Below are 14184 nucleotides of genomic sequence, written 5' to 3'. Positions count from 1 at the left end.
ACTGCCATGCACGAAGAAGTACGCCATTCCATCGACGATCTATGCCGGCTTACGGGATTGACCCGTCGCACGGTGCGTTTCTACGTCCAGAAGGGCTTACTGGATCGTCCCGAGGGTGAAAAGCGCGGTGCCTGGTACACCGCCCATCACGTTGAGCAGCTATTGCTGATTCGGAAATGGACGGGTGCTGGGCTGAGCCTGGAAGCCATCGGAGAACTTCTGGCGGGTAAGGACAGCGACATGCCTCCGGTAAAGCCGCTTATAGCAGGCACGGTGGAAGTTCGAAGCCACCTCGTGGTGGCTGATGGAATTGAGGTGGTGGTTAGCCCCGAACGGGCGCACATGAGTCCTGAGGCCCTGCGGGAATTCTTGCGCCGGGTTGGGGAGATATACCGAGTGATACAAGAGGAGAACATCGATGGGCAATGAACTCGCGATCATGCAGACCCTGGCCGGGGAAAAAATGCCCCTGTTGGGTGTGACAGCCCGAGGCGTTATTTCAGGCGAGCTGTTTGAACTGGAAGTGGAACAGCGCTACCGCAATGACGACGACAAGAACATCGAAGCGATCTACACGTTCCCTCTTTCCGCTCGCGCCGTTCTGCTGGATATCGAGTTCGAACTCGGCGGGAAAAAACTCTCCGGCATCGCGGTGGAGAGGAAAGAGGCCGAGCAGGAATACGAGAAGGCCATCGAGGATGGCAACACTGCAATCCTGCTGGAGAAATCCAGTGAGGATCTATACACCGTTAACCTTGGCAACCTAATGGCCGGTGAGGAAGCCGTGGTTCGATACCGCTATGCTGAACCCTTGGTCCGTGAGCAGGGACAACTAAGGCTGGTCATCCCAACTGCCATCGCGCCGCGTTACGGGAACCCGGAGTACGCTGGCTTGAAGCCCCACCAGATTCCAGGGGTCGATATTGGCGCGGGCTATCCATTCACCCTTGCTATCGATGTGCTGGGCGAACTGGCGAAGGGCGATATGGCCTCGCCTTCCCATAATTTGACCATGGCAGCCATCGAACATGGCATCCGTCTCAATCTAAAAAAGGGCTGGCTCGATCGGGACTTCATTCTCATGATGGATGGAGCCGGCTATTCAAACATTTCATGTGTACGGGATGATGAACAATGGGTTGCCATGGCCACCTTCTGCCCTGCCATTCCAGATGTCTACACAGATCGCCCACTGTCCCTGCGTTTGGTAATTGACTGCTCCGGTTCAATGGCAGGAGACAGCATCACACAGGCACGACAGGCGGCAATCAAGGTCATCGAAACCCTGAAGGCCGATGACGAATTTGACGTCACCCTTTTTGGATCAAATTATCGTTTGCTCTTTGGGCACATGAAGCCCTCCGACGATTTCCATAAAGGCCGGGCAATCCAAGAACTGATAGGGCTTGAAGCAGACATGGGCGGGACCGAGATGGAGGATGCGCTGCGTGCGACTACAACTCGTCCTTCTGAGCGGGATGGTGGTGACGTCCTCCTGATTACGGATGGCGAAATTTGGCAAATAGATTCGCTGATCGTCATGGCGCAAAAAAGCCATCTCAGATACTTCATCGTAGGAGTGGGCAGCAGCCCGTCCCATGCCACCTTACGTACGCTGGCTGAAGATACCAAGGGCGCGTACGAAGCAGTGTCCCCTAACGAGGATATCGAATCCGTTGTTCTACGGCAGTTCGCCCGCATGCGACAGCCTCGCGCGACGCGTCTGCAAGTGGTCTGGCCTGTTCCCCCTCTTTGGACGACTCTGTTACCCAAGGCAATATTTCACGATGGAACGTTTCATATTTATGCGGCATTCAGTCAACCACTTGCGGGCGATATAAAGCTTGCCTATTCACTTGATGCGGAGCGCCGTGTTCAAGAGGTAGTGCATGTTTTACCCTGGGAAGGAAAATCGGCGAGCCTGACGCGTATTGCAATTGCAAAGCGTATACAGGAGATGGGGCGCCCCATGCGAATGACAAATGAACAACTTGCAAAACTGGCAGTGCAGTACAACTTGGCGACCGAATACACTCACTACCTGATCCTGCACGAACGGGCCAAAGGGGATAAAGCTGACAACTTGCCAGAAATCAGGCAAGTGAAGCAGATGCTGGCAGCTGGGTGGGGGGGGGGCAGCGTCGTGCACACGCAATCGTGCATGGCAGTACTTCATGCTGAGGATATGTCACTAGATTTTTGTGATCACGAAGGTGGCGACTTGCCTAATGTGATGACATCGCGCCGTGCACGTACCACTCGACCCATGGGGCAACTGGGCGCACCAACGCCCAGAAAGAAGCGTGGCAGCAAGAAAATGGCCATAACGCACGACTCTGCCCACTTGATCGCCTTGCTGAATAATTTGATGGAAATTGTTAACCACGAGTTGATTCGTCCGAACGATTTCCCGAATTTCGTCAGAAAAATCGAGAAGATGCCGGAGTTGAACCAACTGCATGACTTCATCCGCGACATTGATAAGCAAGGCATGCACACCGATGAGGTATGGGCGGCATTTATCAGTTGGGCGACTCAACAGGTTGGTTCAGAATGCCAGCTGACCCGTCATGCAGCCAGGTCGATTCACTCTCTGTCTGGGGCTATCCCACCTGATCAGCTTGCTGGATTGATGGTGAGGTTCAATGGCATTACGCTGGTATGAATTCCAACTGTAGGAAGATGAAAACGGAATATCCTCAAACGTAGTGAAACAAAAGCACATTATATGAATCCCATTTACACAGCTGCATTCCTGACACCCGCTCTTGCTCCATTGATATACCAAGGAGTTTCCACTTGGTTTGAGAATCCACAATTAGCTCCACCCGGTTTATTCAAAATGGGCGTGATTGGGCAACTGTATAAGCTGCTCATTGTGCTAATTTCTCTAGCCGCATGGTTTTCATTATTAGGTTTGTTATTCACTGGGACTTTCTCGTTATTGTTTGCTATCGGCACGTTTATTTTTGGATTCATTGTTGGCGTGCTATTTCTTTCACTGCATAGAAATGTCGGATTTTTCAATCTTCTCATTGAAAATCTAATCACTCCTGGAGTTCTCGCTGCGAGTCTATTCGCGGCCCACTGGTCTGCATGGGTAATCTTTAGTGTCGCAGCGTGAGTTTCCATGACCTTCATAGGCATTACCGGATATGGCTGATACGTTCTTCGAAATCTACGAACAAGCAGCATCCTACGCAAAGCAGTGCGCTCAAAAATCAGGGCAGCCCGTAAAGCTTGAACGAAGAAATGAAGAGTGGGTTGTCTATGCCCCATCGTTTTCGCAGCAACCCGTTAGTGATAGTAAACCGCTGCCAAATCCGCCGCCTTGGTTTAATGATTCTTTTGGGCAGGAGTATGGGGTTCCTAGAAGAGTGATACTTGCTCAAGAAAAGTTAGAGCGCGAACAAAGGCAAAGAGAATACGCCGACCAAAAAACCTACGATGAAACAATTAAAAATATTACCCATCGCGCTAAAGAAGGGAATTGCGAGGCTTGTGATCGACCGGTTTCATTCTGTCGATGTGGCGGCTAATGAGCACCACCTCGCCTTACGGCACGTCAGCATGTTCTGCGAATTTCAATAATGCAGATCGACCTGTCTGGTGAATAATTGTTAGGCGCGCCACAGGAGAATTGACTAATGTTCGGGCTCTTTAGAAAAAAAGAATCGGAAGCTAATTTCATCACCAAAGCCGATCAGCGGATGCGTCAAAGTGACTCGGTCAGGCATTCTTTCTTGATTACGGCACTGTTGCTGGAAGCAATGGAGAAAAAGTTCTACTCGGCTCAGGTTGTCCTGATAGAAAAGTACACCCAATGGGAAGTGGACCCGGTGATGGCCAACCTACGAGAAGCTGCACTGTTGCAGCTTGAAACGAAGAGAGCGGAACGCTAATTGGCCCCCAAGCCCAGAAAAGGCAGTTGGTAGCGCTTAACAATTCGTTCAAACCGAAGCGGCTTCGCGGCTCTGCTTAACCAAGGCGTTGGGCATCAAGCCATCGCATAAACTTTGTCGTAGGGGGACATGAATGGAACGTGGTGGTGAAAGTCAGCAAGCTTTCCTTGGGCAACAACTTGAACATGATCGACGGATGAAAACCATTGATCGCCTTCACGATCTCATTTCGCAAGGAGCAAAGGGGCTCGGAGTTCTAAACGCAGGTGCGGTAGTTGCAATGCTTGCCTTTGTTCAGGCTTTAGTGGGTAAGCCTATCTATCCTGCTTTCAAGCTCTATGCACTTAGCGCTTTGTCATTTTTCCTCTTAGGGGCATTCCTGGCCACCATCGTTTTCTTCTTCCATCACACATACATCAATCACGCCTTCCAAGATTCCGGACGCCAGAAGCTTTGGCATAGCATCATTTGGGGGCTACTGATTGCGTCTACCGTCTGCGCATTTGTCGGCGGGGGGCTTGTAACGGCAGGAATATGTGTGGCCGTTTAACATTGGGCGCTTCCACTAAGCAAAGGAAAAAGCGATGCACATTGAGTTTGGCGATGAAGTTGTTTGGGCCGGAGAAAGATCGAGCGTCTTTTTTCGCGCAAAGGTTGATGGAAAGAACGTGAGGTGTTTTGTTTCGCGCGAGGCTCTTGATGATCACTGTGGTGGAGATGGGGCTGATGATTACGTACCGATCTTTCATACCCATCGAAAGAAGATTTTGGTAGTTGCGGAAAAAATGATTCAGGCAGGTTGTATATCGCCTGCGGGCGAATTGATTGTGGCGACCAAATTCTTTCCATGAGGCCCATATGATTCCTGACAAACTGAAACTCCTGCTCATCACCCTCTGCTTGCTGTTTTCGTCCGTTGCGTGTGCCCGTGAAATTACCCTTTTCGATCGTGAGGGCACGGCAATTGCCTATATCGACACCAACGAAGAGCTAACAATATTTCTCTGGAATGGAACTCCAGTTGCTTATCTTGAGAAGTCCACAATTTATGGGTTTAATGGAAAGCATCTTGGTTGGTTCAAAGATGGGATTGTCCGAGACCATCAAGGTGGTGGCGTAGGGTTTATCGAAGGGGCAGTAAGCAAACTCACAAAATTGGAGCCACTGAAATCATTGCAGAAGCTTACGCCTCTAAGGTCGCTCCAAGAGCTTGAACCACTAGAGCCACTCTTTAAGGATAGTTGGTCAAGAATTCCTCTTGATTTGTTCCTCTTGCAGGGTGCCAAGTAGTGACTGCACGCCCAACCCGGAAGTCAACTCGGACGCTGCGTGATAAAACCGCGCAACACCGGTTGCTTTTACGTTGAACGGCGCTTTGACTGCTTAGAGCCGAAGACCTGACATATGGAACGGTCAGCCTAACCGGCAGCTTCGGCCGATCAACAGAAGTACGTGCCGATTTCACAGCTGGCAGCTTACAGTCCTACACCGGCCGCCCAGTAACGCATTTCCCCACTCAGCCAGTGACGACCGATTGGCCGACTAGAGCCGGTCGCAACCGCTTTACACGAGATGATGTCTCGTCAGCTGATACACCGCAAAGATGGATTCCATCGATTAGGCGTGTGGCCTTGAGGGGTAACGATGCAGCGCCAAATTTCACGCTGCAAGAATTTGGAATTCGGTTGCCATGACAATGGGCCGCACGTGGTGATTCTCCCTGCGCATTTCCACTATCCCATAGCGGGACATGGTTTTTAGGGTGCGCGAAAGGTTTCCGGGTTTGCGGCCGGTGATAACGGCCAGACCGCTGATGGATTCAGGCTGCAAATCACGGATCGTCTTGAGCAGGGCGCGATTATCGTCGCTCAGGACTTCAGCCAGGGATTTCATCGAGGTGAACCAGATTTTAGGTTCGCCGGGTTTGGGTTTGTACTCGCCCTTGGCGATGGCCAGCATGCGTTCGCGGATTTTCTCTTGAGACATGATCCCGATGGCGATTTTTTTCATTGCTTTGCTTCCTTTAATACACGATCCACTTCGGTGAAAAAGGCGGCCATTAACTGGTAAGCGTCCTTAAACTCATAAGGGACACCTTTATCCGCGACGTGTCGGTGTTTGTGGTCATAGGGTAGACGTTGACCCGCAAACTTGAATTTCTTGGGCGGCTTGACCGCTGCTTGCCGCCCAGTAACGCTTTCCCCCGCCTCGTCAGTGTCTTTTCATGGGCGACAACCGCCCCAGGCAGACGAAGCCACTTTCTGCATGCAGGGTTCATTTTGGAATCGGAAAATAAAGCCCGGCAAACGTTGCAACTTGCCCTATGCAGCTTCCAGCACACGCATTTCGACGTGCAGGCCTGCGGCTGTCGCCATGTTGACCAAGGCATCCAGGGCAAACAAGTCGATTTTGCCGCGCATGAGATCAGAGACGCGCGGCTGCGTCACACCGAACAGCTTGGCAGCTTGCGACTGGCTCATGCCGACGCGGGCGATATGATTTTTCAAGGCCATCATCAAGACCGAGCGGAGCTTCATGTTTTCCGCTTCCTCGGGGGTGTCCTCGATGGCATCCCACACGCTGGAAAATCGTTTATTGCTCATTGTTCTATCTCCTTCAACAAATCCCGGTAGCGTTTCGCTGCCAAGTCGATATCTACCTTGCTGGTTTTCTGCGTTTTTTTCTGAAAGCAGTGCAGCACATAGACGGCATCGGCAAACTTGGCGACATAGATCACCCGGTACGCGCCGACTTCGTCCCGAATCCGGATTTCCCGCACGCCTTGGCCTACCGTTGTCATCGATTTCCAATTTTCCGGTTCGCCGCCTTGCTGTACCAGGTCGATTTGGTGTCCAGCTTCGCGCCGAGCCGAGATGGGGAAGGCGCGCAGATCATCGAGGGCGCTGCCCCGGAACTCGACAGGCTTAGTATCTATCATTAACGTAATTATACAAATAATTGTATGTGGCGCAAGCCCTTGCTGGGCTCAATTTTCCATTCCCGACAAGCTCATTAATCAAGCCGCTCGCATATGACGAAGTCATCCTTATGGTCAAGTCTTATGGTCAAGTTTCGGATGGTCAAGGTTTAAAACCTGACCGCCTGGAATTGGCCGTACTGGGACTGATGATCAGCGGCCCAAATCAACCCTGAACAGACTGCTTTGTGTATCCGCTTCTGGTGGATCTGAGCGTCGGGATGCGGTCAAGGGGAAGATGGGTACGGGAGCACGTCGATCTCACTTCAGTCGACAGGATTGAAGAAAAATTGACCACGCTTGCGCAGGCTCTCGATGTCTTTCGCAAGATCCGCCTCGGTAAGTTCGCGAACATGAACCCATGCCTCACGCATCTCGATGTGCTCAGCAAAAACCACGTCATCATTCTCATGGGCAAGGCTCAATTCTTCATGGTGTTCATAGACCACACCACGCATCCACCCATCCTGGGAAAAGACTTCAACCAGGCCATACACGGAATGCATGGCCATGCTGCCAACCGGGCACTGAAACCCCGCAAGGTCCACCACATTACTCATATCCGGCTCCATGACAATTCATCCACATTTTCTGTGGATAAGACTTTAGCATTTCACCCAAAATCTCAGTCCGATCAAGCGTCCTTACCGCGCGATTATTTTTTCATCACTCGGTAGCGATCAATGCAAACCATTCTGAAAGCGTGCCAGCCATTCAAGGCCAGTGGCCATCCCGCTTAGCCACCCCGCCCCTGGCGCGCGCGGCCCAAAATCATGCACCGCCCTATCCCATGAACTCGCCACGGTATCAAGCGTGCCGATTTCGTCGATCAACCCGATCTCCTTGGCCTGCACCCCATCCCAGACTTCGCCGGTGGTGTAATCCACTCCTTTCTGCAGTTTCTTTCCCCGGGCAGCCTGAACCTCTGCCTTGAATCTTTCGCCCATCTTCTGAACCATTTCCTGCGCCTTGCGATCGGCTTCTGGCGTCATGGGCATATAGGGATTGAGCATGGATTTCAGATTGCCGGAGGCATACACCCGCTGGCTGATCTGGAGCTTCTCAAGCGCCTTGTGGAAGTCCCAACCTGTCAGAACCGCGCCAACGGATCCGACAAGCGAATAATTCGCAGCGTAGATTTTGTCGGTATGCAGCGCCACCATGTAGGCTGCCGACGCACCGACGTTGTTGATCACCGCAACAATCGGTTTGGGATGCTTCTTTCTGAAAGCCTTGATCGACTGGTAAATTCGCTCGGCTTCAACCGGAGCGCCTCCTGGACTGTCGATACTCAGCACCACTGCTTTCACGTTCTTTGCCTCGAAGGCCTTCCGGAGCAAGGGAACCACCTTCTCCGCCGAGGCCGTGGCGCCGGCGGAAATCTCCCCATCGATGTGAATCACCGCCGTGATCTCGTTGTTGGGGATCATCTTCCATCCCATCTGCTTCGCGTAGCCGAAGAGATACAAGGCAAAGAACACCACGCCGGCCGCGACCATCATCCCGCGCTTGATCAGTCTCCAGCGCCGTTCTGAGCGGCGCTCACGAAGCACATCCCTCACCAGCTCGTCGCTCACTGCGTGGCGGATTTCACTTTCTGTCATTTGCAATTCGGGCTCCATCGTTGCGTTTTAATTGGGGTGAATCCTTCGTCGTGCGTCAGCACTCGAACAATCTGGTAGTCGTCGCTCATGTGAGTCATTTCAGACAGCTCATGGAGATCGCACCAGGTGCCGTCCGGCCATTCGGCAACCAGCCATACCGGCTCAGCGCAGGGAATTTCGATCCGTGTGGTGTGTATCATTCGCATCCGGCTATTTCTCTGGCCATGCGAAGAATCTGCACGCCGGGAAGCGATTGCATCCCACAAATGCCTTACCGGAATCTTTCATGGTTTTGCTGACGAGCAAGCCTGTCTTGCAGTCCGGACAGGCTGCACCTGCCCTGGCGGTACGCATGGGTGTTCCTCGCGCCACGGCCGCCTCGGGTCGCTGAACCTTTCCTGCCACCTCGTCAGTTCGAACGCCTGGCTTCCCTTCGTCATCCGGCTGGGTGTGTTTGCACTCCGGGTAGCCTGTACATCCCCAGAATGGCCCTTTGGGGCCTTTCACCAGGCGTAAGGGCTTCTGGCATCTGGGGCATGGATAGGAAGGCCCTGCCTGCAATTGTGGTATCGATGCCTGTCTGGCGGATCCGGGCTTACCGTCGACATCGGGGAGCGTCGACTTGCACCCTTCCCTGTATGCCGTACAACCCCAGAAGAAGCCATTCGGCCCATCAATTCTGCGCATTAACTTGCCGCAAGTAGGGCACGCCACGACCGCACTACCCTTGTCCGGTGTGCGTATTCCAGACACGGAGATCTGCCGCCTGCCCTTCTGACGCTTGATGCCGTCAATCACCTGCACCAGCCACTCACCAAGACTGAGTTCAAACTGCGACAGCTCGATCTCACCCTTTTCTATCTGGCTCAGTCGATCTTCCCACTGAGCAGTCAAGACTGGATCTGCAATTTCAGGCGAAACCTCCTCGATCAGTCCAATCAGCGCGACAGCTTTCTCGGTCGGCAGCAGCTCCTTCTTTTTGGCGACGATGTAGTCCCGCTTGAACAGCCCCTCGATAATGGCCGAACGCGTTGCATCCGTTCCAATGCCCGCTTTCTCCTTGTTTTTCATCACTGCCTTCCAGCGCGGATCCTCGATCTCCTTGTCGATCGACTCCATCGCCGCCAACAGCGTGCCCTCGGTGTAACGTTTGGGCGGTGAGGTCTTTCTGTCCTGCACCTCGCAACGCAGGTTGCGGGCATCCTCGCCCACACCTACCTTCGGGAGCGTCACCGCCGCATCCTGGTCATCGTCCTTGTCCGTGGATGCTTTCGTCACCTCTGGCAGGGTCTGCCGCCAGCCGGGGATCAGCGGCGTCTTGCCGCTCACCCTGAATTTCTCACCCTCGCAGATCACCTCGATCACTGTCTTGCTGTACTGGTAATCCCCCAGGAATTGCCCCAGATACCGTCGACAAACCATGTCGAAGATCGTCCGCTCGGTAGGGGTCATGGCCGACACATCGATGTTCGGGTTTCGCGTCGGAATGATCGCGTGGTGGGCAGTGATCTGTTTGTTGTTGAAGGCCCTGCCCCGGAAACGCTCATCGGCACCATTGAGCGCCGACTCGGCAACCGTCGCCAGTGTTACCAACTCGGGCTTCGCTCCGCCGATAGCCTGCAGCGTCTCGTTCGATTCGGCCAGCATCGAGCGTGGTAGGTATTCGCAATCCGTTCGTGGATACGATGTCGCCTTGTGTTTTTCGTAAAGTGCCTGCGCAGCATCGAGTACGGCCTGCGCCTTCATCCCGAAGCGCGCCGAGGCATCTCGCTGGAGTGATCCCAGGCTGTACAGCAACGGCGCGATTTCGCGTTCCTGTGTCGTCTCGACATGGCTCACCTTCCCGGTCTGCCCTGCGACCTGCCTGACCACCGCCTCTGCACTTCCGCGGTCGACGAGACGGCCCTCATCGTCGAGAAGCGCCGCTCGCACCACCCAGGCCATCGGTACGGATGCCCCGCCCATCAGGAAAGTCGCATTGACCCCGAAGTGCGCCTTTGGAACGAACGCGGCGATGGCCCGTTCGCGCCGCACCACCAAAGCCAACACAGGCGTCTGTACACGACCACAATGCAAGGTTCCGTCTTTACCGCCGGCACCGAATGCCTTGGTCAAGGCCATGGTGAGATTCATCCCGGCCAGCCAGTCCGCCCGGCTTCGGCCCATCCCGGAGAAATACATCGGCAGCGTTTTTTCGCCCGGCAGGATGTTAGCCAGAGCCTTCTTCACCGACGCATCATCGAACGCTGAAAGCCAGAGGCGCGAAACCTTGCCGCGGTAGCCGTTCAGTTGCATCAGCTCCCGTGCGATCACTTCGCCCTCACGGTCGGCATCGGTGGCAATGACAACCTCAGTTGCCTGCTTCAACAGCTTCGAGACGATCTTGTACTGATCACGGGTCTGGTGCTTCACCTCCATGTGCCACTCATCCGGTAGCACAGGCAATTGCGCGATGTCCCAGAATTTCAATGACGGGTTGTAGTGCTCCGGTTTCGCCTGTTCAACCAGGTGGCCGATACCCCAGGTTACCGACACACCGTTACCAGTAATGCATCCATCCCCGCGTGTCCGAGCACCGATGTGGCTGGCGATTTCTCTGCCCTGTGAGGGTTTTTCGCAGAGGTAGAGCTTCACTCAAGCCATCCTGAAATCGCAGACGCATCAATGAGAGATGCCAGCACGGCCAAAAACATCGGGCCCCAGATCGCAAGGGCATTCATTCCCCCCTCCCATTGATCCGCCATAGCATCATCGCCAGATTGGCAATGTCCACCTCCTGCCCACGGGCCAGCGGTACCGCAGCGCCTTGGGCAAGCATGGCATTCCATATCTTGATGCCTGATTCAGGCTTGTCCCAGCCGGTCCAGCCCTCATGCGCTTTCTGCGACAGCTTCGCCTTCATGGCACCGGCAAATTCATCGACTGCCTCATTCAGGCGGGCTACTTCCTGCCGCACCCAATCGGGATCCGGGGCAATTTCCTGCCAGTTCTTGTCTATCACTGCATCACCTCCCTGAACAAACCGTTGCGTCCCATCCAAAAATGACGGTCACGGGTTCACCGTCAAACGTCGTGTTGAAATAGTGCTGGCTCACATCCCAGACTCAACCCAGCCGCGGCCTACAACGGTTCATTCAGAACATCGAGTAAGCGTGATTCGATCACCTCGCCATCCTGACTGACCACAATCTTCACTCTTGCCATTGCACCTGGCCGACCACGCCGCCCAAGCCTCATGGCCTTGAACTCGAACCCATGAAAACATCCCGAGCCCATCCCATAGCGGCACGCGTCTTCCGACACCGATTGCAGCACCGCTGCAATCATGTTTTCCTCGGGCTGGGTTGGATGTCTCATGAAGCCTCCTATTTCTGGGCAGGTAATGCGGGGCCGGATGTCGTTGTCCGGTTCAGCAGGAAAATCACCGTCGCCTCCCCAGACGAGCTCGCCGGGTAGGCCGACATGGACTCAACCCTCCAACCCTGGCCGTACAGGTCCGTCAGACTCGTCGTCAAGAATTTGCTGTAGCCGCGAGCATCCGGTTCGCCTTCGCACTTGAGGGTTCTGCCCTTGACGCTGACACCTCCGCCACCCGAATAGGTGTTGCACATCATCAGCTCGTGACGCTCAGCAGCAAATGCTGAGGAATTGAGCATGAGCACGGATGAAAGCAGCAAAGAAGGGACTGTTCGCATCAAGCACCCACTTCCTGCGCTTTCGGCCTGAATTTCACTTCCTCCAGACGAGACAGCGACAGATAGACATCATCGGCATTGAGCTGCATCGTCTTCCGCACTTCGCCAGACTCTTTGTCTGTCCACTCCTGCTCGGCCAGGCGGCCGGCGATATGCACACGTGCCCCCTTGCGCAGGTGCTGGGCAACATCTTCGCCGCGCTTGTCCCACACCGACGCATTCATCCAGAACCCACCCGACTGCTCGAAACCGCCCTGACCATCCGGCTTGTATTCGTCGAAGAAAACCCGGATCTCTGCGACCTTTCGATCCTCGCCCTTGACCAGGACGGTCTTCAGCGTGGGGTTGTCGCCCAGATTGCCCGTGCCACGAAATTCATTGCTCATTGCCTCTTCTCCTTCATTTGATTAAATAATCCACGCCAAGGGGTGGCGTACCCACTTCATTGCTTCAATCCTCGATGTTCAGTTCCTGTGCCATGCGTATTGCCTTTCTGGTCACGACCTCCTTCGCATTCAGCAACCGCACTGCCGCATTGACGTCCTCAAACCAGTCCTGCTGTGACCGTGTCATTCGGCCCAGCGTGGGCTGGATGCTGTCCCATGTCAGGTGGAAATGCTTCACGCCAAAGCTGCGCCACATCAGGAAGCGTTGCCCAGTCGATTTCCGGTGATGCAGATACACATACCAGGCGTTGCCTGCGGCACCCTTCGAGTGCTCGGACAATTCCTCCATCTCAAACACGACCTTCCGGTAGTCACGATGGAGCCGCGCCAGCCACTCATCCGCCCCCTTACCCTTAAAAGGCCTTTTATCCATCTGGATTGATGACAAACCGCTCATAGGAGCGTGTTTTCCTGGTTCAGATCACTTCCGGCCGTATCCACTTTTCCCTGCGCCACATCCACCAGCAATCGCATCTCTGCCTCACTCACATCCGCCCGACGACGGCTATGACGCGGTCGCATTTCACCGGTGAAGATCGGCTGCGGCACCTCACCGAATATCCCAACCGCTGCTTCAACCCGCTTCCTTGCTTCATCGCTGGCGCCAGGGAGGAAATCGCTCCTGGATAGCAGGCGCAACTCCTCACGGAGGAGATACTTCTGGTAGGGCAAGGTGGACTCAAACAACGCCCGAATCCGCTTGGTCATCTGGTACAAGTCTTCCTTCCCCTCGATGTCGCCCAGCCGGTTCTTCTGCACCATCGTCTTGACCACACGCGCATACCAGTCAAAGTCCAGGATCAGATCCACGATCATGTAGCCGTAGGGACTACGGAAACCCAGTTCCACTTCCACTGGCGCACGACTCTTCAATACGGACACGCGCAGGCCACGCGCCTGCAACTTGTCCAGATCGTCCTGGAAATGCTTTCCGGCATGCTCAAGCTGTTGGCGCAGTTCGCCGACCCGATCCGTCACCTGCACCAGAATCCAGTCCGCATAGGGATTGTCATTGGCCGACAGGTTCCAGATTGACCGGAGCACTGCTGCAACCTTCTTCCCGCTGGTGATTCCGTAGCCGCGCGGGCTTTCATCACGCGTCCTGCCGATGAACAGTCGATAGGCCTCCTTGGTATGGATTGCCATCACATCAGTCTCATCAGCAACGAGGCTGCCGATTGCCTTCAGTGCGCGTGCCTCATGATCTGGAACGATCGGGTCAGCGTATTGGCGTTGCTGGCGATTCGCCTGTTCCTGCCGCAGGCGCTCTTCCCTTTCGAGCAGGTCCATGAAACGCTCCCAGCGAGGATCTTTCTCGTCCGGTTCCTCCGCCTCGACCAAATCCTTCAGAGCATCTCGCTCCCCAGCAATGTCATACCCATCCTCGAACGGCGAATCCGCCGAGGTAGGGAACTTGGTCGTCTTCGTTTTCGGTGTTGCCATCAAATGTCTCCGTCTAAAGTCATCACTTCCTGCTGCGCCACCTTCCGGTTGCCTGTTTCGGTGATGGCACTACCATCACTCTCACTTCCTGCTGCGCCACCTTCCGGTTGCCTGTTT

General features: G+C 54.4%; 20 protein-coding genes. 8 read left to right on the top strand and 12 right to left on the bottom strand.

What is annotated here, in order from left to right; translation table 11 throughout:
• Positions 1 to 6: 6 nt before the first annotated feature.
• From B059_RS0116845 to B059_RS20080, 8 genes are all read left to right on the top strand, one after another.
• Positions 7 to 429, top strand: coding sequence for a MerR family transcriptional regulator (locus tag B059_RS0116845; RefSeq protein ID WP_018079426.1), 423 nt, complete (start codon positions 7 to 9; stop codon positions 427 to 429).
• Positions 419 to 2665, top strand: coding sequence for a VIT and vWA domain-containing protein (locus B059_RS0116840; RefSeq protein WP_018079425.1), 2247 nt, complete (start codon positions 419 to 421; stop codon positions 2663 to 2665). Before B059_RS0116845 ends, B059_RS0116840 begins: the two co-directional genes overlap by 11 nt.
• Positions 2666 to 2728: 63 nt before the next feature.
• Entirely contained in the window at positions 2729 to 3124 is a 396-nt protein-coding gene (locus B059_RS20960) for a hypothetical protein (protein WP_157273803.1), read from the top strand.
• Positions 3125 to 3155: 31 nt separating this feature from the next.
• The gene (locus B059_RS20955) at positions 3156 to 3539 is read left to right on the top strand and encodes a hypothetical protein (protein WP_157273802.1); all 384 of its coding nucleotides are present in this window, start codon (positions 3156 to 3158) and stop codon (positions 3537 to 3539) included.
• Positions 3540 to 3647: 108 nt separating this feature from the next.
• Positions 3648 to 3902 (top strand): hypothetical protein, encoded by a 255-nt coding sequence (locus B059_RS0116830; RefSeq protein ID WP_018079423.1) that lies wholly within the window; start codon positions 3648 to 3650, stop codon positions 3900 to 3902.
• A gap of 133 nt (positions 3903 to 4035) precedes the next feature.
• A complete protein-coding gene (locus B059_RS0116825; RefSeq protein WP_157273801.1) occupies positions 4036 to 4452 on the top strand; it encodes a hypothetical protein in 417 nt (138 codons plus the stop codon).
• Between the two features lie 34 nt (positions 4453 to 4486).
• Entirely contained in the window at positions 4487 to 4753 is a 267-nt protein-coding gene (locus B059_RS20515) for a DUF1488 family protein (protein ID WP_081601678.1), read from the top strand.
• A gap of 7 nt (positions 4754 to 4760) precedes the next feature.
• Complete coding sequence (locus B059_RS20080; protein ID WP_018079421.1) at positions 4761 to 5192, top strand: 4-fold beta flower protein; 432 nt, start codon at positions 4761 to 4763, stop codon at positions 5190 to 5192.
• Positions 5193 to 5561: 369 nt separating this feature from the next.
• Here B059_RS20080 and B059_RS0116815 read toward each other — a convergent pair whose 3' ends face one another.
• From B059_RS0116815 to B059_RS19575, 12 genes are all read right to left on the bottom strand, one after another.
• Entirely contained in the window at positions 5562 to 5912 is a 351-nt protein-coding gene (locus tag B059_RS0116815) for an HVO_A0114 family putative DNA-binding protein (protein ID WP_018079420.1), read from the bottom strand.
• A 311-nt stretch (positions 5913 to 6223) separates the two neighbouring features.
• The gene (locus B059_RS0116810; protein ID WP_018079419.1) at positions 6224 to 6505 is read right to left on the bottom strand and encodes a helix-turn-helix domain-containing protein; all 282 of its coding nucleotides are present in this window, start codon (positions 6503 to 6505) and stop codon (positions 6224 to 6226) included.
• Positions 6502 to 6840 (bottom strand): type II toxin-antitoxin system RelE/ParE family toxin, encoded by a 339-nt coding sequence (locus tag B059_RS0116805; RefSeq protein ID WP_018079418.1) that lies wholly within the window; start codon positions 6838 to 6840, stop codon positions 6502 to 6504. The genes B059_RS0116810 and B059_RS0116805 overlap by 4 nt, the downstream gene beginning before the upstream one ends.
• Positions 6841 to 7145: 305 nt before the next feature.
• Complete coding sequence (locus tag B059_RS0116800) at positions 7146 to 7439, bottom strand: hypothetical protein (protein WP_026177611.1); 294 nt, start codon at positions 7437 to 7439, stop codon at positions 7146 to 7148.
• A 120-nt stretch (positions 7440 to 7559) separates the two neighbouring features.
• Positions 7560 to 8483 carry a S49 family peptidase gene (locus B059_RS0116795; RefSeq protein WP_245538821.1) on the bottom strand — a complete coding sequence of 308 codons (924 nt, stop codon included), beginning with the start codon at positions 8481 to 8483 and terminating at the stop codon, positions 7560 to 7562.
• A gap of 210 nt (positions 8484 to 8693) precedes the next feature.
• Complete coding sequence (locus B059_RS19585) at positions 8694 to 11117, bottom strand: DNA topoisomerase III (protein WP_081601677.1); 2424 nt, start codon at positions 11115 to 11117, stop codon at positions 8694 to 8696.
• A gap of 82 nt (positions 11118 to 11199) precedes the next feature.
• The gene (locus B059_RS19580) at positions 11200 to 11484 is read right to left on the bottom strand and encodes a hypothetical protein (RefSeq protein ID WP_018079414.1); all 285 of its coding nucleotides are present in this window, start codon (positions 11482 to 11484) and stop codon (positions 11200 to 11202) included.
• A 119-nt stretch (positions 11485 to 11603) separates the two neighbouring features.
• Entirely contained in the window at positions 11604 to 11840 is a 237-nt protein-coding gene (locus B059_RS0116775) for a hypothetical protein (RefSeq protein WP_018079413.1), read from the bottom strand.
• A gap of 8 nt (positions 11841 to 11848) precedes the next feature.
• A complete protein-coding gene (locus tag B059_RS0116770; RefSeq protein WP_157273799.1) occupies positions 11849 to 12181 on the bottom strand; it encodes a hypothetical protein in 333 nt (110 codons plus the stop codon).
• Positions 12178 to 12564, bottom strand: a complete 387-nt coding sequence (gene ssb / locus B059_RS0116765) for a single-stranded DNA-binding protein (RefSeq protein WP_018079411.1) — start codon at positions 12562 to 12564, stop codon at positions 12178 to 12180. The genes B059_RS0116770 and ssb overlap by 4 nt, the downstream gene beginning before the upstream one ends.
• 64 nt (positions 12565 to 12628) lie before the next feature.
• On the bottom strand, positions 12629 to 13021 hold the full coding sequence (locus tag B059_RS0116760) for a hypothetical protein (protein ID WP_018079410.1): 393 nt from the start codon (positions 13019 to 13021) through the stop codon (positions 12629 to 12631).
• Positions 13018 to 14067, bottom strand: a complete 1050-nt coding sequence (locus B059_RS19575) for a PFL_4669 family integrating conjugative element protein (protein WP_018079409.1) — start codon at positions 14065 to 14067, stop codon at positions 13018 to 13020. Before B059_RS19575 ends, B059_RS0116760 begins: the two co-directional genes overlap by 4 nt.
• Positions 14068 to 14184 lie beyond the last annotated feature (117 nt).

Origin of the sequence: Thiobacillus denitrificans DSM 12475, from assembly GCF_000376425.1 — a bacterium.
Classification (GTDB): Bacteria; Pseudomonadota; Gammaproteobacteria; order Burkholderiales; family Thiobacillaceae; genus Thiobacillus; species Thiobacillus denitrificans.
The sequence above is the reverse complement of the archived record's forward strand: the minus strand, read 5'-3'. Positions and strand labels throughout refer to the sequence as shown.

What these genes read in the sequence shown, in the direction of transcription:
- B059_RS0116845 (WP_018079426.1), top strand. Translation starts at nt 7, where the DNA reads ATGCACGAAGAAGTACGCCATTCCATCGACGATCTATGCCGGCTTACG.
- B059_RS0116840 (WP_018079425.1), top strand. Translation starts at nt 419, where the DNA reads ATGGGCAATGAACTCGCGATCATGCAGACCCTGGCCGGGGAAAAAATG.
- B059_RS20960 (WP_157273803.1), top strand. Translation starts at nt 2,729, where the DNA reads ATGAATCCCATTTACACAGCTGCATTCCTGACACCCGCTCTTGCTCCA.
- B059_RS20955 (WP_157273802.1), top strand. Translation starts at nt 3,156, where the DNA reads ATGGCTGATACGTTCTTCGAAATCTACGAACAAGCAGCATCCTACGCA.
- B059_RS0116830 (WP_018079423.1), top strand. Translation starts at nt 3,648, where the DNA reads ATGTTCGGGCTCTTTAGAAAAAAAGAATCGGAAGCTAATTTCATCACC.
- B059_RS0116825 (WP_157273801.1), top strand. Translation starts at nt 4,036, where the DNA reads ATGGAACGTGGTGGTGAAAGTCAGCAAGCTTTCCTTGGGCAACAACTT.
- B059_RS20515 (WP_081601678.1), top strand. Translation starts at nt 4,487, where the DNA reads ATGCACATTGAGTTTGGCGATGAAGTTGTTTGGGCCGGAGAAAGATCG.
- B059_RS20080 (WP_018079421.1), top strand. Translation starts at nt 4,761, where the DNA reads ATGATTCCTGACAAACTGAAACTCCTGCTCATCACCCTCTGCTTGCTG.
- B059_RS0116815 (WP_018079420.1), bottom strand. Translation starts at nt 5,912, where the DNA reads ATGAAAAAAATCGCCATCGGGATCATGTCTCAAGAGAAAATCCGCGAA.
- B059_RS0116810 (WP_018079419.1), bottom strand. Translation starts at nt 6,505, where the DNA reads ATGAGCAATAAACGATTTTCCAGCGTGTGGGATGCCATCGAGGACACC.
- B059_RS0116805 (WP_018079418.1), bottom strand. Translation starts at nt 6,840, where the DNA reads ATGATAGATACTAAGCCTGTCGAGTTCCGGGGCAGCGCCCTCGATGAT.
- B059_RS0116800 (WP_026177611.1), bottom strand. Translation starts at nt 7,439, where the DNA reads ATGAGTAATGTGGTGGACCTTGCGGGGTTTCAGTGCCCGGTTGGCAGC.
- B059_RS0116795 (WP_245538821.1), bottom strand. Translation starts at nt 8,483, where the DNA reads ATGACAGAAAGTGAAATCCGCCACGCAGTGAGCGACGAGCTGGTGAGG.
- B059_RS0116775 (WP_018079413.1), bottom strand. Translation starts at nt 11,840, where the DNA reads ATGAGACATCCAACCCAGCCCGAGGAAAACATGATTGCAGCGGTGCTG.
- ssb (WP_018079411.1), bottom strand. Translation starts at nt 12,564, where the DNA reads ATGAGCAATGAATTTCGTGGCACGGGCAATCTGGGCGACAACCCCACG.
- B059_RS0116760 (WP_018079410.1), bottom strand. Translation starts at nt 13,021, where the DNA reads ATGAGCGGTTTGTCATCAATCCAGATGGATAAAAGGCCTTTTAAGGGT.
- B059_RS19575 (WP_018079409.1), bottom strand. Translation starts at nt 14,067, where the DNA reads ATGGCAACACCGAAAACGAAGACGACCAAGTTCCCTACCTCGGCGGAT.